Annotated in this window: 22 protein-coding genes; 21 read left to right on the top strand and 1 reads right to left on the bottom strand. The window is 58.5% G+C overall.

The genetic code is table 11. From position 1 onward, the window contains the following. Window positions 1-8 precede the first annotated feature (8 nt). The 14 genes from RBT76_06335 (at window position 9) to hslU (ending at window position 17,917) form a co-directional block, all read left to right on the top strand. On the top strand, window positions 9-1,181 hold the full coding sequence (locus tag RBT76_06335; protein MDX9857387.1) for an aminotransferase class V-fold PLP-dependent enzyme: 1,173 nt from the start codon (window positions 9-11) through the stop codon (window positions 1,179-1,181). A gap of 21 nt (window positions 1,182-1,202) precedes the next feature. Beyond that, the gene (gene mnmA, locus RBT76_06330) at window positions 1,203-2,288 is read left to right on the top strand and encodes a tRNA 2-thiouridine(34) synthase MnmA (GenBank protein ID MDX9857386.1); all 1,086 of its coding nucleotides are present in this window, start codon (window positions 1,203-1,205) and stop codon (window positions 2,286-2,288) included. Between the two features lie 184 nt (window positions 2,289-2,472). Further along, window positions 2,473-4,200: a hypothetical protein gene (locus tag RBT76_06325; GenBank protein ID MDX9857385.1), complete on the top strand. Its 1,728-nt coding sequence runs from the start codon at window positions 2,473-2,475 to the stop codon at window positions 4,198-4,200. A 76-nt stretch (window positions 4,201-4,276) separates the two neighbouring features. Continuing rightward, complete coding sequence (locus RBT76_06320; GenBank protein MDX9857384.1) at window positions 4,277-4,954, top strand: metal-dependent hydrolase; 678 nt, start codon at window positions 4,277-4,279, stop codon at window positions 4,952-4,954. A 152-nt stretch (window positions 4,955-5,106) separates the two neighbouring features. Then, window positions 5,107-7,953, top strand: coding sequence for an AsmA family protein (locus RBT76_06315; protein MDX9857383.1), 2,847 nt, complete (start codon window positions 5,107-5,109; stop codon window positions 7,951-7,953). 217 nt (window positions 7,954-8,170) lie between these two features. Continuing rightward, window positions 8,171-10,111: a PAS domain-containing protein gene (locus RBT76_06310; GenBank protein ID MDX9857382.1), complete on the top strand. Its 1,941-nt coding sequence runs from the start codon at window positions 8,171-8,173 to the stop codon at window positions 10,109-10,111. A gap of 11 nt (window positions 10,112-10,122) precedes the next feature. Continuing rightward, window positions 10,123-10,758: a histidine kinase dimerization/phospho-acceptor domain-containing protein gene (locus RBT76_06305; GenBank protein MDX9857381.1), complete on the top strand. Its 636-nt coding sequence runs from the start codon at window positions 10,123-10,125 to the stop codon at window positions 10,756-10,758. A 145-nt stretch (window positions 10,759-10,903) separates the two neighbouring features. Next, window positions 10,904-11,779: a YicC/YloC family endoribonuclease gene (locus RBT76_06300; protein MDX9857380.1), complete on the top strand. Its 876-nt coding sequence runs from the start codon at window positions 10,904-10,906 to the stop codon at window positions 11,777-11,779. Window positions 11,780-11,790: 11 nt separating this feature from the next. Then, window positions 11,791-12,429 carry a guanylate kinase gene (gene gmk, locus RBT76_06295; protein ID MDX9857379.1) on the top strand — a complete coding sequence of 213 codons (639 nt, stop codon included), beginning with the start codon at window positions 11,791-11,793 and terminating at the stop codon, window positions 12,427-12,429. 28 nt (window positions 12,430-12,457) lie between these two features. Continuing rightward, window positions 12,458-12,688 carry a DNA-directed RNA polymerase subunit omega gene (rpoZ, locus tag RBT76_06290; protein ID MDX9857378.1) on the top strand — a complete coding sequence of 77 codons (231 nt, stop codon included), beginning with the start codon at window positions 12,458-12,460 and terminating at the stop codon, window positions 12,686-12,688. Window positions 12,689-12,724: 36 nt separating this feature from the next. Further along, complete coding sequence (gene topA / locus RBT76_06285; protein MDX9857377.1) at window positions 12,725-15,025, top strand: type I DNA topoisomerase; 2,301 nt, start codon at window positions 12,725-12,727, stop codon at window positions 15,023-15,025. 64 nt (window positions 15,026-15,089) lie between these two features. Next, window positions 15,090-16,004 carry a tyrosine-type recombinase/integrase gene (locus RBT76_06280; protein MDX9857376.1) on the top strand — a complete coding sequence of 305 codons (915 nt, stop codon included), beginning with the start codon at window positions 15,090-15,092 and terminating at the stop codon, window positions 16,002-16,004. Between the two features lie 15 nt (window positions 16,005-16,019). Continuing rightward, entirely contained in the window at window positions 16,020-16,553 is a 534-nt protein-coding gene (gene hslV, locus RBT76_06275; protein ID MDX9857375.1) for an ATP-dependent protease subunit HslV, read from the top strand. Further along, entirely contained in the window at window positions 16,550-17,917 is a 1,368-nt protein-coding gene (gene hslU / locus RBT76_06270) for an ATP-dependent protease ATPase subunit HslU (protein ID MDX9857374.1), read from the top strand. Before hslV ends, hslU begins: the two co-directional genes overlap by 4 nt. A gap of 3 nt (window positions 17,918-17,920) precedes the next feature. On the opposite strand, the gene liaF is transcribed toward hslU, so the two are convergent. Beyond that, window positions 17,921-18,604: a cell wall-active antibiotics response protein LiaF gene (gene liaF, locus RBT76_06265; GenBank protein MDX9857373.1), complete on the bottom strand. Its 684-nt coding sequence runs from the start codon at window positions 18,602-18,604 to the stop codon at window positions 17,921-17,923. Window positions 18,605-18,812: 208 nt separating this feature from the next. Between liaF and argF the strand changes: the two genes are divergently transcribed. The 7 genes from argF to RBT76_06230 all read left to right on the top strand — a co-directional run bounded on the left by argF (window position 18,813) and on the right by RBT76_06230 (window position 24,299). Then, window positions 18,813-19,715 carry an ornithine carbamoyltransferase gene (argF, locus tag RBT76_06260; protein ID MDX9857372.1) on the top strand — a complete coding sequence of 301 codons (903 nt, stop codon included), beginning with the start codon at window positions 18,813-18,815 and terminating at the stop codon, window positions 19,713-19,715. Between the two features lie 59 nt (window positions 19,716-19,774). After that, on the top strand, window positions 19,775-20,626 hold the full coding sequence (locus tag RBT76_06255) for a hypothetical protein (GenBank protein ID MDX9857371.1): 852 nt from the start codon (window positions 19,775-19,777) through the stop codon (window positions 20,624-20,626). Window positions 20,627-20,716: 90 nt separating this feature from the next. Then, the gene (locus RBT76_06250; protein MDX9857370.1) at window positions 20,717-21,148 is read left to right on the top strand and encodes a PaaI family thioesterase; all 432 of its coding nucleotides are present in this window, start codon (window positions 20,717-20,719) and stop codon (window positions 21,146-21,148) included. A gap of 236 nt (window positions 21,149-21,384) precedes the next feature. Further along, window positions 21,385-21,813, top strand: a complete 429-nt coding sequence (locus RBT76_06245) for a hypothetical protein (protein ID MDX9857369.1) — start codon at window positions 21,385-21,387, stop codon at window positions 21,811-21,813. A gap of 262 nt (window positions 21,814-22,075) precedes the next feature. Beyond that, window positions 22,076-22,885, top strand: coding sequence for a hypothetical protein (locus RBT76_06240; GenBank protein MDX9857368.1), 810 nt, complete (start codon window positions 22,076-22,078; stop codon window positions 22,883-22,885). Between the two features lie 42 nt (window positions 22,886-22,927). Beyond that, entirely contained in the window at window positions 22,928-23,104 is a 177-nt protein-coding gene (locus tag RBT76_06235) for a 4Fe-4S binding protein (protein MDX9857367.1), read from the top strand. Further along, entirely contained in the window at window positions 23,097-24,299 is a 1,203-nt protein-coding gene (locus RBT76_06230) for a geranylgeranyl reductase family protein (GenBank protein MDX9857366.1), read from the top strand. Before RBT76_06235 ends, RBT76_06230 begins: the two co-directional genes overlap by 8 nt.

Below are 24,299 nucleotides of genomic sequence, written 5' to 3'. Positions count from 1 at the left end.
CAAACACTATGGATCCAATTTACCTCGACCATAACGCTACCACGCCCGTCGCACCCGAGGTGGTGGAAGCGATGCTGCCGTATCTCGATCGTGGGTTCGGCAACGCCAGTTCGGTGCATGCATTCGGCCGCGAAGCCAAGGTCGCACTCGAAACCGCCCGTGAGCAGATCGCAGCTTTTATCCGATGTGAACCATCAGAGCTGTACTTCACCTCCGGCGGGACCGAGTCCGACAACATGGCCGTCCTCGGAGTTGCTCGATATCTGAAGCACAAGCGAAACCACATCATTGTCGGCGCCACCGAGCACCACGCGGTCATCGAACCCGCCGAATACCTCCATAAGAAGGAAGGCTTCGAACTGCACCTCGCCCCGGTCGACTCGGAAGGGTTCGTGTCGCCGGTGCGCCTTCGCGGTCTCGTCAAAGACACGACCGCCCTCGTTTCCATCATGCACGCCAACAATGAAACCGGCACCGTTCAAGCCGACCTTTCCCGGTTCGCCCAGATTGCCCATGAAAAGGGAGCGTTGTTTCACACCGATGCCGTGCAGTCGATTGGGAAAGTCGAAGTCGACGTTAAAGAGCTGGGGGTAGATCTGCTCTCGCTCACCGGTCACAAGATCTACGGTCCAAAAGGCTGCGGAGCTCTTTTTGTCCGGAGTGGCCTCAAAATCGATCCGCTCCTGCACGGCGGCTCCCACGAAAAACGGCGCCGGCCCGGAACCGAAAACGTCGCCGGTGCCGTTGGCCTCGCCAAAGCGCTGGAACTCGCTGAGAGGATGATGGACGACGACTATGCACGATTGAGCGATCTCGCCGACTTCTTCATCGACCGCGTCCTTCGTGACGTCCCTGATGTCCGCTTCAACGGCACCCGCACCAGCCGGATTCCGCAGACCATGAACTTCGCGTTTAATGGCGTCGAAGGTGAGTCGGTCGTGCTGTCTCTCGATGTTGAAGGGGTGGCCGTTTCTTCAGGATCGGCCTGCACCTCGGGCGCGATTGAGGCGTCACACGTGCTGACGGCCATGGGAATCGACCCGATTGTCGCCCACGGATCGGTTCGCTTCTCGTTAGGACGGTCCACCACCCGCGAGCAGCTTGATTACGTGCTGACTAAGCTGCCGCCGATCGTGGATCGGCTCCGCGCTATGTCCCCGGTCTACAAAAAACAGGTCTGATATACACGAATTCTGGTTCCCATGGCTGCGCGTGTCTTAGTTGCGATGTCGGGCGGCGTTGACTCCTCCGTCGCCGCTCTGCTGCTCAAACAGCAGGGCTACGACGTGATCGGCGCCCACATGAAATTGTGGGACTACGTCGATGTCGGAGGCGATATCTACAAAGACGGCCGGTGCTGTACGCTCGACTCCATCACGGATTGCCGCTTCGTGTGTGACAAGATCGCCGCTCCCTTCTATGTGCTTAACATGTCCGAGGAGTTCCGCGAGAAGGTGATCGACAACTTCGTCGATGAGTACCGTGCCGGCCGGACGCCCAATCCGTGCGTCCGCTGTAATGCCGACGTCCGCTGGAACACCTTCCTGCACAAAGCGCAGCAGCTTGGATGCGACTTCATCGCCACCGGACATTACGCCTTCGTCGAACCTAATGACTCCGGCCGATGGCAGATTCGCAAGGGCGTCGACGCCACCCGAGACCAGTCGTACGTCCTCTGGGGGCTCACTCAGGAGGCGCTCGCACACACCCTCATGCCCCTCGGCGGTCTGAAGAAATCCGAAGTGCGCGTCATCGCCGAGAAACATGGCCTCCGCACCGCCCAAAAGCCCGAGTCACGCGAAATTTGCTTTGTCGCCGACGATGACTACCGTCGCTTTATCTCCGAGTTCGAAGGCAAGCGGGGAAGAACGTTCCAATCGGGGGAGATCGTCCACGAGGACGGGCGCGTGCTCGGCCGCCACGACGGCACCGCATTCTACACCATTGGCCAGCGCAAGGGACTGGGCATCGCGCACCCGACGCCGCTCTATGTCCAGCGCATCGAGATCAATACCAACCGCGTCATCGTGGGCGACAACGACTCCCTCTTCACGACCGAACTGATCGCCGAACGGCTCAACTGGTCCGCGATTGATCACCCGTCATCGCCGCTCGACGTCGAAACAAAAATCCGTTATCTCCACGCCCCCGCCGAATCGACAATCACACCGTTGTCATCATCGACCGCGAAGGTTACATTTGTAAAAAAGCAGCGCGCCATCACACCCGGACAGTCGGTCGTATTTTATCGGGGCGATCTGCTGCTCGGCGGCGGCCTGATCCAATAACGGTCACTTCTCACTTCTCAGACGCGCATCTCTCGAACCGCCGCATCCACCGTGCTGTCTGATCCGCATCCTCACCGCGAACTGCCGTTTTCGTTTGACTTCATGGGCGCATCACGCTACCTTTACCGCGACCCATGGGGAATCACGCCTTTCCAACAACTCTTCTTGCTGGGGGAAGCACACGATGGCTCACTATCGATCGACCGCACGGCGAGCCCTGACCGCCCTCCTGACTCTGTGTCTTATCGTCGGCTGTACATCGACTAGCAGCGCCGATGTTGTCCTGCCCGCCGAATTCTACTTCGGGCGCTGGGCACACGGGATTGCCGTCGATGCTTCCGGAAGCTGGGTAAATGAGCGGCCGCCATATTGGACCGGATCGCTATCGTACACCGTTGGCGATTTCCAGGCTGGAGTCAATGGATTACGTTATAAGGATTACTCTGGGCTCACGACGTACAGTAATGAAGGACTTCAGGGGTTCGTGCGCTGGCGTCCCGCCGACAACTGGCAGCTCGGAATGGAGCGTTTCGGTCTCACCGGCTTTGACATGAAACAGCAGCCATCTGTCAACTACCCCGACTTCTACTTTGTGTCCGAAAGCGATGAATACGGCGTTGCCGCCTCGTTGAATTGGTCTCGCCGAAAGACCGTGGTGCTCGATGACAATATCGCTCGGTACGCCTATTACGTCGGACGCGCGGCGGGCCCCGGTGACCTCGTGTGGTACGCGCTGGGGCAATACAGCCACGACAAAACGGGTCGAGGGATTTCCGATCTCACCTTCTTCGGCCTCTTGACCGATCTCGATACCACCACGTCCGACTGGTGGAGCCTCCGCTCCGATCTCACGTGGGGAATCAGTCGTCAAGCCTTCATCAATGTCACGCTGCTGGCCGAACGTGAATCCTTTGACCAAGTCGTATACCAGTATGATGGGCGGCCGGAGGTTGACCTCGACTTCAGCCGTGAACAGACCAGTTTCGACCCGGCCTATGACATAACGGCCGTGTTTGTGCCGGCTCCCGGTGCCTTTGTGACACTTGGAGTGAGCCAGGACTTTCAATCCTACTCTCGAAAGGTCACCCACTACGCTCTGGGCGATGTATACTCATACGAGGAAGATGGAGGTCTGATGATAACCTCAACGGCCATGCGCGTCTCCGTCGATGCTATCACCGAAGGCGAGTTCAATCCGCAGATCCTGCTCGATGACTACCTCGGATACTACCACGGCATCCTTGCCCGCAACCAGCAGCATGTCCACCTCGGATTCTTCCACGAGTGGCCGAGGCTGGACGGCCGCGACTCGGACGACCGACATGCCGGAATCGATCTCGGCAGCGCTATCGGTGTCGGCTCCGGAGCGGAGCTCACCACGGCCCTCGACTACCGCTATGACCGTACTACGACTTACGTTTACTATGTACCGTGGTACATGACGGATCAGGTTACGGATGAAAGCGTGCGCTGGACAATCGGCGTCCGGTGGCGCTCCTACGAGTACACACCCGGCACCGGGCCCGGCTGGGCCAACGACTCCCCTATGGACATTGCCTTTGGCCCCGTGCCGCGCGCCAGAGATTTCTACGTTGCATTCTCCTATCAACCGCCGGCCCTGAGAGCAACTGACACGGAAAAGAGACGGTCGTTCCTCAGCCTGAGCGGATTGGACAGCGACGGTATCTACCGCATCAACGGCCGGGCTACTGCCGGAGTGGGCGAGCAGGCGACCGTCTCTGCGATGGTTGACTTGCTTGCGACCGACGGCTTCAACTCCTTGGATCTCACCGTCGGCGGTGCCAAACGCATCGACGACAAGTTCCAGCTCTCCCTCGAAGCCTCCCGCACCAGAGAAGCAGGCGAGTGGAACGATCCCGAACTGACTGTCCGCCTCGCCGGCCTCTTCTGAGAGCCTGTTGACAATCAGGTTCCGATTGTCTATCTAGGACTGAGGAGCGCGTGCGAAATAGATTAGGAGGCCTCTCATGCCAACTGCCACATTTCTCGGTCACTCCTGTGTGATGGTCGAAGATGGCCCGCACCGGATTATTGTCGACCCGTTCCTCTCCGGTAACGATAAGGCAGCCGCCAAAGCATCCGATATTCAGGTGCAATATGTCCTGATTACCCACGGGCACGGCGATCATCTCGGCGACGGCATCCAGATCGCCCGGAAAAACAACGCCACCGTCATCGCAAACTTCGAACTGGCCAGTTACTGTGGCGCCAAAGGCTGCACCACCCACCCCATGCATATCGGGGGTTCGCACGCCTTCGACTTCGGCCGCGTCAAACTGACCATTGCCCACCACGGCGGCGGAGCGGGCGAGAATGCCGGCATCTACACCGGACCACCGGTCGGATTTCTCATCGAGATCGGCGGCAAAACCATGTATCATTCCGGCGACACCGGCCTGTTTTATGACATGAAATTGATCGGCGATATGAACCGGATCGACCTCGCGTTCCTCCCGATTGGCGACAACTTCACCATGGGAATCGACGACGCCGTCAAAGCGGTAGAATTCCTCCGGCCCAAGAAGGTGGTCCCAATCCACTACAACACGTTTGATATCATCGCCGCCGACCCCAGGGCGTTTGCATCGAGGATCAAGGGGTCCGAGGTCGCCATTCTCAAGCCCGGCGAAAGCACGACCTTCTGAGCCCGCCTGCCGACTCCCGATGATCTGATCGTGCTTGCGTCGTTTCTCCCGCTGTCGGGTATAATCGTGCACGGAATGTGTTTTTGTTGCCTTCGGGACAGCCCCTGCTCAGTATTGGGCCTAAAAGAGAACTCTGTCATGAATGGTGAACTGTGAAGAAACTCCGCAAGATCGTCACCTGGATACTCGGCATCCTGATCGCCCTGGTGCTGCTGGCGATGATCGGCCTCAAGCTGTTCTTCCCGACTGAGAAAGTGCGCGCCCTCGCCGAAGAGCAGGGCAGTGCCGCCCTCAATCGCCCGGTGAAGATCGAAGGTCTCGATGTTTCCTTCTGGGGAGGGATCGGCGTCGTCCTCAAGAATGTCTCGATCGGAAGCCCCGCCGACTTCGCCAACGAAAACCTCGTGCAGGCGGAACAGATCGATGTCAAGCTGCAGATTTTGCCCCTGCTTATCGGCGACTACCGTGTCGACCGACTCATCGTCGACCGCCCGCATATCAGCCTCCACAAGACGGCTGCCGGCGTCGTCAACTACGCCATCGATCTCGCACAAGTCGATACGACTCTTCCGCCCGAAGTTACCCGGATGCCCGGCGAACAACAGACCGCAGCAACCGTCGTCTCGTTCGATCGACTGCAGATCAAAGACGGGCAACTGCACTATCGCGATGACAGCGCCAGGGTCACGATCGAGTTGACCGGCTTTAACCTCACCACGTCGTTGACGACTCCCAGCGAGCGCACCTATCAGTCGGCGGGACACCTCGCCGCCGACTCCATACGCATCGCAACGAACGGCGAGGCTTTTCCCCCGTACGAATTTGACCTGAACTATCGCGCCTCATACGATATGGTCCGGCAGGAATTGACCGTCGATAGGGGGGACATTCGGCTCAATACACTGAAACTCAGCGTTACCGGTATCGTTGCTCATCTGCCCGACTCTGCTCAGGCGAGACTGGCTGTCAAGACGTCTGAGGTGGCGGTATCTGATGTTTTCTCCCTGCTGCCACCGTCGCAGCGCGAGAACCTCAGGGACTTTACGATTGGCGGGTCTTTTGCGCTGACCGTCGACCTCGAGTACTTCGCCGACCGGGCTGACAACCCGCTGACATACACCGGCACAGCCGTCATGACCGACATGAGTATGTCGTCAAAGGATATTCCCGGAGAACTCAAACTCGGTCGTGCGCTGATGGACTTCAAGCCGGACAACCTCCGTATTGCGCTTGAACAGGCTACCTTCGACAACAAGCCCCTTCGCGGCCATCTGGTGGTCGATTACTTCGAGAATCCCCGCGTGTCCGGAGAGTTGGCCGGCGATGTCGACCTCAAGTTTGCGGAACCGTTCCTGCCCGCCGAGCACAATCAGACTCTGTCAGGCCGGTCCCGGTTCGAAATCACATTTAACGGCCCCGCGAAGGATCCCACCGCATTCGATTTCTCCGGGAACCTGTCGGTTACCGATGGTCAGTATTCTTCGGACCTCCTGCCTGAACCTGTCACCTCGTTCTCTCTTGATATCTACGTCGACCGGGGACTGGTCAACGTGAGGTCCCTCAAAGGCGCCTTTCCGTCCGGGGAGTTGACCTTCAGCGGCCGGATAAACGATCTGGTCCCGTACCTGCTTGCAGACTCTGTATCCGTACGGAAAATCTCACCGGAAATCGATGGCTCCCTCAAAGGGCAATTCAGCCTCGCCATGGCCAACGCATTGCTCCCGGAACGAGGCTCCCCATCGATGTCCGGTCGCGCCGCCATGGATCTGCAGTTCTCCGGCTCCATGACCGACCTCACCCGATTCAAACCGCGCGGAACCCTTACCATCAGCGAAGCGTCGTACACCGATTCGCTGCTCCCGGAACCGATCACGTATCTGGGCGCGGGACTGAAGGTGTCGCCCGATACCATCACCGTGGACAGCCTGCGCATGAGATTCGAGTCATCCGACCTGCACTTCTCCGGAAAACTCATCAAACCGTTCCCGTATCTGCTCCCGATCGACAGCCTCGATCGCAGCACTCTTCGCCGTCCTATGTTTCTGTTTGAATTGTCGTCTCAACACCTCGACATCGACCGGCTCTTCCCCGAAGCGGTCCCCGGTTCGGCCGACTCGGCCGAATCGGACACGTCCATCGACTCGGTGTCCGTTGTGTTTGTGCCCGACATCGACGGACAGGGCTCGCTGGCGGTTGATACGCTTATCTACAATAAAATGGAATTCACTCGTGCCACCGGTATCGTGCGCATCCGTGACCGGAAGATCCATGTCACCGATATCGTCGCCAAGCTGTATACCGGCGACGTGACAGGGGAGACCGTGGTAGACCTCAATGACTTCGAAAACCCACTCTACACCGGCTCCTTCAAGTTCTCACAGATCGAAGCCAATGACTTCCTGGAGCGATTTACTCCCTTCGGCGGCTATCTGTTCGGCAAAATGGACTTCACCGGAAATTACAGCGCCACCGGCTGGGAGCCTGAGCAGTTTCTTAAGTCGATGACTCTCGACGGTCTCGGCGAAATGAGAGAAGCCCGCCTGGTGACGACCGGTGCCGTGTACGCTATCGGAAGGAAGCTGGCCGAGGCGGTCCACGAGTCGTTTGAAGAGGAACAGAGCCTCAAAAATCTCGCCAGCAAGATTCGCGTCGAAAACGGACGTGTGGTCGCCGACAACCTCACCACCCGGATCGACAAGTTCGGCGATGTCTCGCTCGGCGGGTCGTATGGCTTTGACGGCGGTATCGATTATAACGGGAAAATCACGCTGAGCGAAGCCGCCACCCGGAAGGCGATGTCCGGCCTCGGTAAGACACTCTCGGGACTTCTCGGAGGCTCCTCCGTGGACAGACTCACCTTGCCGTTTAACATGGGAGGCTCAATCGATAAGCCCGATTTTGACCTCGACCTGTCGCCGTTGACCAAAAAAGCGGGCGAAAACCTGCTGAAAGAAGGCGCCGACCAGCTCAAAGGTCTCATCAAAAAGGGCGGCGGCTGATTTCTGCGCCACCGAGGTGTCCTGATTCCGACATTGCGCCGACAGCTGTTCGCTGCCGGCGCATTTTATTGTGTGAAAACGCACTAAGTGGCCGGGACTCGATCAATATTTCCCCTTAATCGCCGATGTATTCAATATTGCACCAGTTCGGTTGGGTTATCCCGCGAGCAGGGCGACCCCCGAGAGAAAGACATTCGTGGAGCGAGTTGGCAAATCGATGTTTAACCATGTGGCTGTCGACGTGAGTGCTGACCTGAACCCCAACAATACCGGTAGCGAGGCGCTGGTAACTCAGTGTGCCGTCTGTAAAGTCGATCTGCGCGGGAGATTCGTATTCGTCGATAAACAGGTCGAACAGATGCTCGGCCTGTATCAGGAAGACCTGTTCGGACGGGAATTCCGAGAGTTCGTTGAAGAATGCCAGCACCCGGTCATCGACCGCCTCTTCACCCGCCACAGCCGCTTTGAGACGATCTTTGAGACCGCCGACATCTTGTTGTACGACCGCGAGGGCCACCCGGTGCCGGTCTCGGTGATCGCCTCCCTGAACTTCGTCGCCGGCAACCCCGTCAATTACCAGATCGTCTTACAGCCGATCCGGAACAGCCTGTCCCAGATTCCGCAGACCGGTACTCCGGCGGACCGGTGGTCCCCCGCCGCCTCCGTTCTCTCCGCATTCGGAGACGAGACCAAGTGGTCCGAGGCGGTGGTCGGACTCCGCGACCTCTCCGATGCTCGAGAAGTGCTTGTCTACCGGTTGACCGACGATCACCCGCTGATAGTCTGTTCCTCGGCCGATCCGGCCTCCGAACGCCCCCATCCCGTGTTCTCGGGCGACTTGAACGATGTGCACCTCGATGTCGCCCTGAATGGAGGAACGTACGATTTTTGCGACAGCGAACACGTTCGGCGTGCAGTCGAACAGCACGGCGTTGCGCCTTCGGAATTCGTGACTATCGTGGACAGGGGAGAACAGGGTCGCTTCATGATCCGTCTTGCCTTCGACGAGAACGACACTTCCGGCGCTGCGAAAGCGGGCATTGACCGTGTTCGACTCCTGTTGCAGCGCCACATCGTCGACGCACCCGTGTCGCCTCTCCTCGGCAGCTCAACGGAATCCACCGCGTCGACAGTCGTTCCCGACGTCCGATCGCAGTGGCTCGGACAATTGGGCATCGCCGCATGTCTTATCGAGCAGGGCAATCAACTGGTAGCGGTCACCGATCCTCTTCGTCGCCTGTGCCACTCAGAAGAAGCTCCGAAAACAGTCGAGTCCCTCATCGATGCCATCCTGTCCCCGGAAAATGACAGCGGCCGGCGACTGGTCAACGCGGCGGTACGGGAGCTTCTGGAGAGCGGCGCCGCGGCCGAATATGATGCCGACATAACCCTTCGCGATGGTTCCGATGTACGCCTGGTGGCCCGACGCAGCGACGCGGAGTCGGGTGTCTGGCTCACCATGGTCGCGGCCGACACTCGCCATACAGCCGCGTCTTCCGCACCGTTGGTTCCGGTCGATCTGGTGCAGCAGGCCGAATCATTGATCTCAAAAAGCGCCCAACGGATGGCTGCTATCGGACATGCTCTGCACAATGCGATGGACATCGCCAATCGAATTGAGTTGGCGGCGGCGCTCGACGAACTACGCGCCGGCGAAACCGCCCTTCGATTCACTCGACAGGTACAGGACTATCTCTCTAAGGACGAAACACCTGCAGCAGTTGATTTGAACCTCGTCGTGACCGGCATTTTCGAGCACCTCCGACGGGCGCTGCCCGACCGTCAGGTGAATCTCTCCTTCTCCGACTTGCCGACGGTTGTGACCTTGCGCTCAAAAATGACCGACCTGCTCACCGCTTGGATTTTCTGCCTGGCCGGCCAGTCGTCCGAAATGACGGCCTCCGTGACTATCACCGCAAGCACCTCCCCGGGACGCGTCGCCATCCAACTGCTCGCGGCCGCCTGTGCTGAGCACAGCTTCGAGCGCGGTCCGGGCGCGTTCACCTGGCCGGGGCTCGATTCCGGCGCAGCCGATATCCCCGGTGCACTCTGGTTCATCACCACGGCAGTCGCATCAAGTCTGCAAGGCTCAGTCAGTCTTTGCCGAGACAACCCCGGTGAGGCGCGCCTCTGCCTCGAATTTCCGGACTATCGGTAGGTGCACAAGCCGTGACTCCGTTGTCCCGCCATACGCGCATCCTCCTCGTGCAGGAGAATCGATACCAGGCGCTGCTCAATCGCCGCGAACTGGGAGACCGTCTCACCGACACCGTCGTCGCGGAGTATACCCACCCTGCCGATGCCCTCCCGGAATTCTCGCACATCCAGTATGATCTCGCCGTCGTCGATGCGGCAATCCGGTCCCTGCCGCCCGCCGAATTCGTCGCGCACCTCCGAACCATCGACCCGACACTGCCGCTGATTCTCCTGGTTGAGCCGGGAGACCCGGTTGCACGACGACTCCCGGCTGATGAGAAGACGACATTACTCACCAAAGAAGGGCAATATCATCGCCTGCTTCCGGACCTTGTTCTTCGAGTCCGTCGCACGAACCTCCCCGATGCTCCTTCTGCCAACCCGCATGCACAATCCGGACTGCACCACGACGTTGACGCCCTCGTCGCGAACTTGGAAAACGACATCAACAACCCGCTCATGGCTATTCTCGGAGCCGCCGAGCTCATTGACTCCCGATTGCTGTCGCTGCCCGATGACATCGCACAAAAAGTCGATATCATTCGGTCCTCTGCGCAACGCATCCAGGAAGTGCTGACAGCCTTTTCGCGCACGTCGCGCGTAACCTGACCAACCGTCATCCCGCACCAGGCCCTTCATCTTGGCCCCTATTTCGTTGACTGACATCACATTAGTATTCTGCCGGAAGAATTGCGGTTGACAAGTGACCGGTAATCTCTATTTTTGAGCCTTATTTTACCGTGAGGGCCGCTCCATGAATTCGATGACCGGGTTCGGTCGGGCCGAAAAGAAAACTCGACTCGGCCAGATCTCTGTTGAAATCTCGTCCGTTAACAATCGCTTCCTTGAATACACGATCCGTTCGCCGCGTCATCTGTATTCTCTGGAGACCCAACTACGGGAGCTTGTCGCACAAACATTTGGACGGGGCAAGGTAACGGTCATCATTAACGTTGACGGGGCCGATGACTCTTCCGATGGCTACCCCATTAATAGGAGAGCCATCCACGCTTACTACCGCCAGCTCGAAACGATTCGGACCGAACTTGGGATCGAGCACCCCATTACCATGAGCGACGTGCTCTCAATGCCTGACGTAGCGTCTCCTGACCGCCAGGAGGCAGACATGGAGCTGTGGTGGAAGAGCCTCAAGCCCGTCGTCTCCGCAGCCATCAAGGACATGGCTGCCATGCGCAAAAAAGAAGGCGATGCGCTCGCCAAAGACATGCGGGAGCGGCTCGAAGAATCGCTCCGTCTCGTCGGTATTGTTGAGGAGGTCTCTCCGAAAGTAGTTCAAGCGTACCGCGAAAAGCTCATGGGACGCATTAACGAACTGCTCGAATCACCCGTACGCGACGGACTTAGAATCGAGGAAGAGGTCGCATACGTGGCGGAACGTACCGACGTCACCGAAGAGTGCATCCGCTTTCGCTCACATGTCGACCAGTTCCGCAAAGCTCTCTCACAGAAGGAACCAGCCGGCAAACGCCTCAATTTCCTGTTGCAGGAAATGAACCGTGAAGTCAATACCATCGGGTCGAAGTGCGCCGACATCAGTATCTCGTCGACCGTAATCGCCCTCAAAGAAATCGTCGAAAAACTGCGCGAACAGGCGCAGAATGTGGAATAGGCCGGCTTCTCATGGCACCAACCGAGACCCAATCCACCGGCAAAATCGTGATCATCTCGTCCCCGTCCGGTGGTGGCAAAACCACCATCTGTCGCGAGTTGCTCAGCCCCGAACGACTCGCCTCGGGATGGCGCTTCTCCGTCTCCTATACCACTCGTCCGCCGCGCTCTGGAGAACAAAACGGTCGCGAATACCACTTCGTCACCGATGCCGAGTTCGACTCCCTGGCCGGACGTGACTTTTTCGCGGAACATTTTCGGGTCCATAGATTTAAGTATGGTACACCGCGCCCGCCTCTTGACGACGTCCGCCGCCAAGGCGGAGTGATGGTGCTTGATGTCGATGTCAACGGTGCCAAGGCGCTCAAACGGGAATTCCCGGATGCGATCACTGTTTTCATCCTCCCGCCGTCGATCCAGGCCTTGCGGGAACGGCTCAGCCTGCGGGGTACCGAGACGCCCGAACAACTCGCCGTCCGATTTGATAATGCCATCCGGGAAATGTCCTCGTTCCACGACTACGGATTCGATTATGTCGTTGTCAATCGCGATGTTAGCGTCGCCGTACGAGAGGTGGAGAGCGTCATTATTGCCCACCATTGTCGCATTGAAAACTTTCCGCCGGAACAATTGAAAAAGATTCTCAGTTAAGCAAGCCGAACGAACAGGAGTGTGACCTATGCCAATTGTCCCCACCGAGCTGATTGACAAAATCACCAAAAACCGTTACGAGGCAGTGATTATCGCCGCCCAACACGCCCGGCACCTGAACTCCAGACGCCTCGAAAAAGTGGCTATGCTCGAAGAAAACGCCGGCGTCGAAATCGACGGCCGAAAGATCACCGGCATCGCCCTGCAAGATTTAGTCGACGGAAAGGTAAAGTATCATCGCCGCGGTTCGACAAAGTAATGTAAGTGTTCGCTAACCACTCACCCAGGGTTGTGCATGGCCAAAAATCTTGTCATAGTCGAATCGCCGGCTAAGTCGAAAACGCTGGTCCGCTTTTTGGGCAAGGACTTCGATGTGATGTCCACCGTCGGTCACATCGTCGATCTGCCCAAGTCCAAGATCGGCGTCGATGTCGACAACAACTTCGAACCGGAATACATCGTCATAAAGGGCAAGGAGAAGGTCATCGCCGAATTGAAAAAGGCGGCGAAAAAGGCCGAGACCATTTATCTCGCTCCCGATCCGGACCGCGAAGGCGAGGCGATCGCATGGCATGTGGCCAACACCCTCAAGAACTCCAAGTCGACGTTCAAACGGGTTACCTTCAACGAAATTACCGCCTCGGCCGTGCGCCAGGCCTTTGAACACCCCCGCGATATCGACTACAATCTGGTCAACGCCCAGCAGGCGCGCCGTGTCCTCGACCGACTGGTCGGGTACTCCGTCTCGCCCTTCCTCTGGAAAACGATCGCGCGCAACCTCTCCGCGGGAAGAGTCCAGTCCGTTGCTTTGCGGCTGGTGTGCGAACGTGAAGTGGAAATCGCCGCGTTTGTACCCCAGGAATACTGGCAGATTCAGGCCATGCTCGCCAATCACGCCGATGAGCAGTTCTCGGCGTCACTCGCCCGGATCGACGACAAAACGGTCGTCAAGGCAGGCGATGAGTCCAGGGCGAAAATCGTCATACGCACCGAGCAGGATGCGTCCCAAATCGTCGCCGAACTGCGGAAACAGTCGTACGCCGTTGACTCCATCACGCGAAGCGAACGCACCCGTCGCCCCCTGCCGCCGTTCATAACGTCGACGCTCCAGCAGGAAGCCGCTAAAGTCTTTGGGTTCTCGCCCAAGCAGACCATGTCCACTGCGCAGAAGCTCTACGAAGGTGTCGAAATCGGCCGCGAGGGCCAAACCGGATTGATCACCTACATGCGCACCGATTCCACCCGCGTCTCCAATGAGGCGCTCGGGGCCGTACGCGAATTTATCGATCAGGAATACGGCAAGAAGTATCTGCCTGCGAAAGCCGTCCATTACACCGCCAAAAAACAGGCGCAGGACGCGCATGAAGCGATTCGACCGACCTATATGAATCTGCCGCCCGCCAAAGTCAAAAAGCACTTGACCGCCCAGCAGTACAAGCTGTACTCGCTCATCTGGAATCGTTTTGTTGCGTCACAGATGCAGCCCGCGATCTACGCGGTGGAGACAGTCGATATCGCCGCCGGTCGTTTTATGCTGCGGGCCTCCGCTCAGAAGCTCACCTTCGACGGCTTCCTTAGGATCTACCACGATGAGAAAGAGCCCGACGAAAACGGCAATGGCAATGGCAACGGCAACGGGGTGGAAACGCTTCCCGACCTGAGCGAAAAAGAACAGCTCAATCTGGTTGACCTCAAACCGAGCCAGTCGTTCACGAAACCGCCGGCGCGGTATTCCGAGGCCAGCCTCGTCAAGCGCCTCGAAGCCGACGGCATCGGCCGCCCGTCGACCTACGCGTCGATCATCTCGACTATAAAAGATCGAAAATACGTCGACCTCCGCGAGAAAAAGTTGTCCCCGACCGATCTGGGAATCGCTGTCAACAAGATCCTCGTGGAGAGCTTCCCGGACATATTTAACGTCACCTTCACCGCCGAAATGGAGCGGGAACTCGACCTCGTCGAAGAGGGGACGGATGACTGGGTCAAGGTCCTCAGCCAATTCTACGAGCCGTTCAGCTCGACTCTCAAGGAGTTGAAGGGCCGCGAAAAGGCCATCAAGGACTCGATGACCGAAAAAACGGACATCCGGTGCGAAGAATGCGGCGGATCGATGGTCATCAAGTGGGGCCGAAACGGTCGCTTCCTCGGCTGCGAGAACTACCCCGAATGCCGCTCGACGAGACCGCTGCCCGAAGAAGAAGCGCAGTCCAAAACCGACCAGAAGTGCGAGAAGTGCGGCTCCGACATGGTCATCAAGACCGGCCGATTCGGTCGCTTTCTGGCCTGCTCGGCCTACCCCAAATGCCGAAACACCAAACCGCTCACGCTCGGCATACCGTGCCCGCGCCCGGGCTGCAACGGCGAAATCACCGAACGTCAAACCAAGACCAAACGACTGTTCTACGGCTGTACCAACTACCCCAAATGCAACTTCGCCAGCTGGGATAAACCGGTCAACACGCCCTGTCCCGCCTGTAACAACCCGTACATGGTGCAGAAGGTCACCAAAGCAAAGGGCGAATACCTGCTGTGCCCCGAATGCAAGCACCAGGTGCGGGACGAAGATCATGTCGAAGCTTCGGCCGGCGTCCGGTAAGCGTCTGATACGCTGATCTCGGAAAAAAATTGACCCGTGACGGCGATGTAAATACATTGGCGTCATGCTACGCCAGGCGTTGACAGCCTATCTCAAAGAACTTGCCGAGCACAAACAGCGATCGCACCACACGATCTCGGCCTACCGTCGCGATCTGGGCCTCTGGCTCGACTGGCTCGAGAAACAGCACGCCGAATTGCCGTCGTCAAAGAAAAACGACCCCCTCTATCTGAGAATGTTTCTCCGCAATCGCCACCTGCAGGGGGTCGGTAATCGCTCCCTCGCCCGGTTTGTCTCCGCACTCTCCGGCTTCCAGAAGTACCTCGGTCGAAGCGCCAAATACCGCGAGTACCTGTTCGTCCTCCCGCGCATCAAATTCTCGTCGCCTCTGCCGGACTTCTTGTCTCAACCGGATGCGTCCCGGCTGTTCGACCATACCAGCGCCCGACCGCACAAACAGGCATACGCGTACCGGCGGGACTTCATCACGGTTGCCCTGCTCTATGTCACCGGACTCCGGAGGGAAGAAATCGCCGGAATTCAATTGTCCGACATCGATCACGACCGTCGGATGATTACGGTGATCGGCAAAGGCAACAAACAGCGCGTTGTGCCGATCGGCGAACAGACCATGCGCGATCTCGAAGACTATCTGCGTGCCAGGGAAGTTTTCTGCGCACACGCAGAATCCCGCTCGAGTTCATTGTTGCTCAACAACCGGGGCGACGGTCTCACCGTGCGAACGATCAATCGAATCGTGAAACGGTTCGGAGCGGGGGAGGGGGTCTCGATGACGCCGCACACCCTGCGACACTCGTTTGCCACCCACCTGCTCGAAAACGGCGCCGACCTGATGCTCATCAAGGAGATCCTCGGCCATGCGTCGCTGTCTACGACGCAAAAATACACGCACGTCACCGCCGAGACCATGAAACGAGTCTATGCGCGATCGCATCCCCGATCCGGGGGAAAATCATAACAAAGGAAACGCGAGATGTGGCGTTCTACGACCATCATAGGAATCATTCACAAAGGACAGGCCGCCATGGCCGGCGACGGTCAGGTCAGCTTCGACGACACCGTCCTGAAAACCAAAGCGGTCAAAATCCGTCGAATGTACAATGACAACATCCTGGCGGGGTTTGCCGGAACGGCCGCCGATGCGCTTGCGCTGTTCGAACTGCTCGACAAAAAGGTCGAAGAATACAACGGCAACCTTCCCAAAGCCGCCGTCGAACTCGCCAAAGAGTGGCGTACCGATAAGATGCTGCAAAAGCTCGAGGCGCTCATCGCGGTCACCGACCGGAAGAACATCTTCCTGATCAGCGGCACCGGCGACGTGGTCGAGCCCGATGACGCCATTGTTGCGATCGGGTCCGGCGGCAATTACGCCCTTGCCGCCGCGCGCGGTATCCTCGCGGCGAATCCCCGCCTGAGCGCGGAGAAGGTCGCCCGCATGGCGCTGGAAATCGCTGCCGACATCTGTGTCTTCACGAACAAGTATATCACCGTGGACGTGCTCAAATGAACGAAAAGTATTTTACGCCGCGCGAGATTGTCGAACACCTCGATAAATATGTGATCGGGCAGGCCAATGCCAAAAAGGCCGTAGCCATCGCCCTGCGCAACCGATGGCGGCGGCGCCATGCCCCCGAAGACATCCGCGGCGAAATCATGCCCAACAACATCATCATGATCGGCCCCACCGGTGTCGGCAAAACCGAAATCGCCCGCCGCCTGGCCGATCTCGCCGGCGCGCCCTTCCTCAAAGTCGAAGCGTCCAAGTTTACCGAGGTCGGATATGTCGGGCGCGATGTCGAGTCGATGGTTCGTGATCTCGTCGATATCGCCGTCAACATGGTCAAGACCGAAAAGTCCAGAGACCTCACCGCTGCTGCGGAGAAAAATACCACCGAACGGTTGCTCGATCTCCTCCTGGGCCCGGCCCCGACACCCGAGTCGGCCGTTGCCGCCGACGGCGACCGGCAACCCGAGCTCCCGGTTGTCCCGGATCACCCGTCGACCCGCGACAAGTTTCGTGCCCGGCTCGAAGCCGGGCAACTCGATGAACGCGAGGTCGAGCTCGAAACTCCACAGAGCCAGTACCCGGTCGTCGAGATCTTCTCGCCCTTCGGGATGGAAGAACTCGGAGCCAATTTTCAGGAGATGTTCTCAGGCCTGCTGCCGAAAAAAACGCGGCGCCGCAAAATGACTGTTGCCGACGCACGGAAGTATCTCGCCAGCGAAGAACTCAATCGGCTCGTGAACATGGACGAGGTGATTGTCGAGGCCATGGACCGCGTGCAGGAATCCGGCATCATCTTCATCGACGAGATCGACAAAATCGTCGGCGATGATTCGCGGACCGGTCCCGATGTCAGCCGTGAAGGCGTCCAGCGCGATATCCTGCCGATCGTCGAGGGCGCCTCCGTCATGACCAAGTACGGCATGATCGTCACCGACCACGTGCTGTTTATTGCCGCGGGCGCTTTCCACGGCGCCAAACCGTCCGATCTCATCCCGGAACTGCAGGGCCGATTCCCGATTCGGGTGGAACTGGATTCGCTTTCCGCCGCGGACTTCGAACGCATTCTCGTCGAACCCAAAAATGCACTGATCAAACAGTACAAAGCGCTGCTGGCGACCGAGTCCGTGGAACTCGACTTCCCTGCGGCGGCGATCAGGAAAATCGCCCAGATGGCCGAACGCGTCAACAACGACTCCGAGAACATCGGAGCCCGCCGCCTGCACACCATCCTGACGACGTTGCTCGAAGATGTCCTGTTTGAGCCGCCCGTCACAAAGAAAAAGATCACGATAACAGCCGCCATGGTCGAGAAACGACTGTCCGCGATCATTGAAAACGAGGATCTCAGCAGATATATATTGTGACGATCACACCTGAATCAGACGGGTGTCGCCGAGAAACGTATTGATGGCTATGAATAACCGCCTGTCCGCCGTCTGGTAATTCGGTGACTGTGTCTCGATGTTGTTGCCGAATCCGGAAGAACTTCGGCCCATCGCGTGAATGTCTCCACCAAAGCTCGAAATGTGTGTCATGACCGGCATGTCCGGCGGAAGAAGGACACGAATATCTCCGAGAAATCCCGAAATCACGAGCCGGTTCAGTCCCGGCTGAAGCTCTCCGCCGTGCAGCTTGATCTCGACATCGCCGAACATCGACGACACCTCGACACTCTGTAGATTCACGCCGTTCATATCGATAAACATGTCACCAAACGTCCGGCTGTATCGCGCACGTCCTGTGCCGTTGTACTGCCCTGCTTCCGAGTCCTGCGCCGGGGGAGGCGGCGGAGGCACGGGGCCCGATCCGGCATGGAACCCGGTGCCGCTGTCATGCGTCGTGTGCACATGGACAAATTCCGTCTGGCCGCCGCTCAACTCTTTCTGGCGTCGCCGGATTATCAGCCACGCGCCAAGCACAATAAGCCCCAGCGGCAGGGCGATCCGGAAGAAGTCCTCGAAATCAAAATAGAATATATCCAGACTATTCCCGAGCAGGATAACGCCGATCGCCACCAGCGCGAGTCCGAATATGACTTTCTTGTTGCTCATGGTCCTCTTTCCGATGTCGTGTCCTTCTATAAGATACGTAATATGTTAGCGCTTGTTACGCAGATCAAGCTATTTGCCCGCCTGACGCGCCGATTCCCTTCACCGCCTGACTTTCTTACGAAACCACCCACGCCGCTATCCTTGACAAGTCTGCCGCTGTTCGGTTAATTCTGCGAAATCTCGCACCTACAGCCCGTAAGGAGATTTTATGGCTCGGTCACTCTGTCAAATAACGGATTTCAGTACCGAAGAGGTCCGGAAAGTCTTTGATCTATGCGCGAAGATGAAAAAAGGTGAGATCGCCCCGAAACCGCTCGCCGGAAAATCGGTCGCCTGTATCTTCACCAAGGAATCTCTTCGTACCCGCGTCTCGTTCGAGGTGGGAATCTTCCAGCTCGGCGGTCAGCCGCTCTACATCACCGACAAAGAAATCAAACTCGGTGAACGCGAATCCGTGGCCGATGCCGCCCGCGTGCTGTCGCGCTACGTGCATATGATTATGATCCGTACGTACAAGCAGTCCGACGTCGAAGGGCTCGCCAAACACGGCTCCGTCCCCGTCATCAACGGCCTCACCGATCTGGTCCACCCCTGCCAGATTCTCGGTGACTTCTTCACCGTCCTGGAGCACCTTCCCGACGTCAAGCGGCCCATAATCGCCTACGTCGGCGACGGAAACAATATCACTAACAGCTGGCTCAACCTGGCCCAGCGAATCCCCCTCGAAGTACGCATCGGTACCGCCGAGGACTGCCACCCCGATCCCGACATCCTTGCCAAAGCGAAAGCTGCGCCCCAGAGCAAGGTGCTGGTCACCGGCGATCCTAAAGAAGCAGTTGCCGGTGCCGATGTAATCTATACGGATGTCTGGGCCTCTATGGGACAGAAACATCTGGCGGAAGAGAAAGAAAGGAAATTAAGGAAGTTTCAAGTAAATAGCGCTCTGTTAGCCGGTGCCAGCGAGAGGGTGGTGGTGATGCACTGTTTGCCTGCCGAACGAGGTCGGGAAATCACCGACGAAGTCATGGACGGGCCCCACTCGGTGGTGTTTGACCAGGCCGAAAATCGACTGCACATTCAAAAAGCGATCATGGCCTTTTTGGCGCAGTAAACATCAGCCCATCAACGGACCCGCGACAGAGTCGGTCTTAACGGAAAGGAGCCGTTACCATGAGTTCCCGCAAGTCTCTCTTTGTGGCGGGTCTGTTTGTTGTAGCTCTCGCCGCGGTCTGTCTGTTGGGGTGTGGAGACGATGACAAAGGGACTTCGACCAACCCGAACCTCTTGTCCGGCGAAGATTACGTCGCCACGACCTCCCACGTGAACGGCCTGGTGGACTCAACCCTCTCGGTGATCGCCGATGGATTGACCAGCATCCTCTCCGGCGTCGCCAGCGACGGCGATGTCGTCGAGCAGATGCCCGGACTGTTCTACGGCCCCGGCGTCCCCGGTGACGGCACCTACGATGACGTCTGGCTGGTAGTGACCGCCGCCTCGCTGACGGCCAGCGGCACCAGCTACTATCTCGACTCGCTCCAGTTCACCGTCGCCGGCGTCCCGCGGCAGACCAGCGTCGGCGCCGACCACCTCGAAATGCGGCACCTCTGGCGCGTCTCCAGTGACGATACTACCGTCACGTACACCGACTACGAATCACAGGGTCAGCTGTACTTCGACAACATCGACGGCAACCTGTCTACCGTCAGCGGCACCTTGACCCTCGAAGTCGAGTCCAAGGAAGTGGGCGCCACCACCGAATGGAAAACCTGGGATGTGACGTTTGAACTGAACGGCCTGACCGTCGACCGCCTGACCGGGGCGTGGAGCAACGGTTGCCCGACACAGGGCGAGATCAACGCGACCGTCTCCTATGTGTCGCAGGTCGGCACGGCCGATCCCGTCGAAGCGGTCTATGAGTACACCATCACCATAACCGACGGCGCCGCCGCGGTCAGCGCCGTGAGCGGGACCAAGAGCGCCACGTATAATGTCGAGTACTGCAGCGCTCCGGCCACCAACTAACATTGTCACAGCAAACTAGCTCGGGCCCGGCAGCCGCCGGGCCTTTTTTATGCCGTTGACAATCGGCTCGTGCCTCCCTATACAACATCCATGCAGGACATACCCAAATACTCCGGCTGTTTTGTCTGCGGCGACCGCAACCAACACGGCCTGCAGGCCGTCTTCACCTTTGATGGCACTCAGGCGATCTCGACCGTCGTCGCTCGCGAATCCTTCGAAGGCTACAAAAACATATTCCACGGCGGCATCATCTCGACCATGCTCGACGAAGTGATGATCAAGGCCATCCTCGCTCAGAATATCTATGCCGTCACGGCCGAGATGACCGTGAAGTTTCTCCGACCCGTGACGGTGGGAGAGTCGCTGACCTTCACCGGCCGCATCACCCATACCCGCGGGCGTCTGCTTCTGACCGAGGGAGACGTCAGGGGACCCGACGGCGCCCTCTACGCCACCGCTACCGGAAAGTACGTTCAGGCCGACGAAGATTTGAAACAGCGGTTGCTGGCATCGATCGACTGAAAACAGTCGGCACTCAGTTGCATGGGTCGGCGGGCCGTGTCTCCGGTCGCGGCCGGATTTGCCTCCGTAAGTCCCCATCGGGCGGCAAAAAAGGTGGACCGTTTGCTCATGCATGCCGTGGCACCTGACTTGCTATATAAACATCCGTGGATAAGCCCCCGCATGAAAAGCCCGTCGCGTGCTTTATTGGTGCGCGTATTCTTCAACCCTCCGATCCGTACCTCCGGCGGCTCGAGGTGTACTCCGGACTCGTCATCTTCGGCATTCCCCACTATGGCGTGCAATTTAAGTGTCGAGCCGACGGCGAACTTGTCGACCTCGAGTTCGCAGCCTTCTTCGCCCTGCTCCGTACCATCACCACAAAGTTGAAAGATGAAGGGCTTCGCGCGATCGAAGTCTGCTCCTCCAACCCGGAATTCGTCTTCGCCTTCACCGGCAAAAGCCGACACCTGCTCGACGGTAGCGAACGCGCCAAACTCCTCAAGGAGTACTCATCGAGGCTCGCGATAACCGTCCGCTTTGTCCATCCCCATGAGAACCGCGCCCTGGCATCACCGGCTGACTTCCCGACGTTGCCGACCAACCGATACGTCTCCATGACGCCTGACCCCTTCGATTACAAGAACGTGTCCATCAAGCCGCTGCAACGCGGCGTCTCGTTGTAACGCCTCTCCATCCCAACGACTGGATCCGTATTGCTTGCTCCACGAGGATATCCGTATCCACGATTCTCTGCCTCCACTTGCCCTCGGAACGGTAGCTGTTTGCACATTTTGTGAAAGCTGACTGGAGGGGCTGGGGCTTTGACGGTGCACCGACTAAGGCGGAAGGCCACCAAGGCTGGCTATGATATGTGTAACTTGTTGAGTGACAAACACCGGGGTCGGTTGGAGCGGTTAAGGCACAGGGCTTGCTATACCCAAATTCATGAACTCGTCTGACCTCCTGCATATCCGCATTCTCGCGGTCGAACAAATCTATCCGTTCGAGACCGCGACCGACGAATCCGATTCGTCACCCGATGATGATCTGCGTCTGGTGCGCGATCCTTTCCCCGTCGTAGCCATCAGCGAACAAGGATTCCTCCTGTTACAGGACACCGACCGCTTCCAGTCCGTCGTTCGTGCCGGCCTTATTCATGTGCCCGTGCAGGTCGTCCGCGAGCCGGCCCTGAAACTATGCTGCGAAACCCTGTCGTTACCCGGTCTGGAGAGCGATGACCTCATGGCCGTCGCCCGTCGCAACCAGGATGACATCATTCCGGCCCGACCGGACCAGGGCGTGCCCGATGGTTATTACCCGGTCTACGTTCGTTTTGCCTCAGGTGATTCGACCGCGCTGTTCCTCCGCCATAGCGCCGGTATCGGCTGTCCGGAAGGACTAACCCGACTGTTCGCCGAAATCGGCGGTTCCGGTAGATACCTTCCGCTGGTCGAAACATCATCCCGCCACGATCAACTTCTCAAAGGCGGCGGCAGTGATACCACCCTGACAATTCCCGGGTTTGCGATCGCCGATCTGCGAATGGCGGCCGCGGCCGGTGAACTTTTTCCCGCACACGTGATACGCGTCGTGCCGGATTGCCGGGTGCTCGCAATCGACTTCCCCGCATCGGTTCTCAAGGCCGACATTCCCCTCGAAGAGAAGCAGGCCTTTCTGCATGATCTCATCGCCCTGCGCGAACAGGCTAACCGGACGTCGATCGTCGAAGGCCGCGTCTACATCCTCAACCGCTAAAAAATCCTTGAACCCTCATGCGACCGGGGCGTACCTTGCCCTGTGCTCGCTATCATCGTGGAACACTGCCTCAAGTGCGGCGGCTGCGTTGCGATTTGTCCGACCGAAGCATTGACGCTGCTCGCGGACGGGATCACCTGCAACCGCGACCTGTGCGTCGAGTGCGGCGACTGCGCGCTTTTCTGTCCCGTTCGCGCGTTGGAGACGGTCGATGTGTGAACGCTTCGATCTGGTCGTGATCGGCGCCGGGCCGGCCGGACTGACGGCCGCACTCACGGCTGCTGCAGCCGGTATTCGAACCCTCGTATTGGAAAGAGACGACACCGTCGGCATGCCGGTGAACTGCGCCGAAGGTGTCACGCGTGCTTCGTTCGAGCGACTCTTCGAGCACCTTCCGATCGATCTGGATCCAGCCTGGATCTGTACGACCCCCACTCGCGGCCGCGTCTTCGCTCCGTCCGGGGCGTTCTTCGAAATGAAGCACAAGCACGGTGGCCTCGTACTCGATCGGGTCAAACTCGAACAGGGACTCGCCGACGCGCTCGTGAAACACGGGGGAGAGGTGCGCTGTCGATGGCGTGCGACGGGCCTGACCTCAATGGGCGGGTCGTGCCGATGTGTGAACGCGGTGTCACCACGGGGCGAACTCGTTCATATCGAATCGACCGTGTTCATTGCCGCTGATGGCGTCGAAAGCTCGATCGCCCGCAAGGCCGGGCTGTCCACCAGCCTCGAGTTGATCGAAACAGAATCGTTCCTCCAGTACACTCTCGCCGACATTCAGGTCGATCCCGATGTGATCGAAGCCCATCTCGGCAGCGCCGTCGCTCCCGAGTCTTACGCGTGGGTCTTTCCCAAATCGGACCACGAGGCGAACGTCGGGCTCGGCGTTCCGGCGGTCTTCGGTCCGCACCGGCCGATCCGCGATTTCCTCGACCGATTCGTGCAGCGTCGGTTCGGTCGGGCCACCGTTATCCGCACGGGATGTGGCACCACACCGCGCTACCGGGGTCCGGGGATCCTCGCGCGCGACAATCTGCTGGTGGTCGGTGACGCCGCACGCGTGCTTGACTCACTCACTGGCGGGGGGATTATCACCGGGATGGCGTCGGGCCGGATGGCAGCGCTGGCCGCCGTCGCTTTGGTCAAGGCCGAAATACACTCCGTGGCGGAGTTGCACCAGATGTATCCGGGCCGGTTCGTCGAAAAGTACCACCGAGAACTTGAGTTCCTCGCCCGCGTCAAAGCCTTCCTGTCAAAGTTGTCCGACGATGAGTTTAATGATGTGGTCGAAGGACTCAGCGAGTACTTTGGGCGGGAAGCGGTGGAATCCGTCGACGTCCTCGCGACGTTCGTCGCTGTGGTCAGAGAAAAGCCCCGCATCCTGAGGCTTGCGAGGCACTTGATTTCGTAG

This window comes from Candidatus Zixiibacteriota bacterium, from assembly GCA_034003725.1.
Taxonomy (GTDB): domain Bacteria; phylum Zixibacteria; class MSB-5A5; order GN15; family FEB-12; genus WJMS01.
Note: the sequence above shows the minus strand (reverse complement) of the source record. Positions and strands in the feature narration are given on the sequence as shown.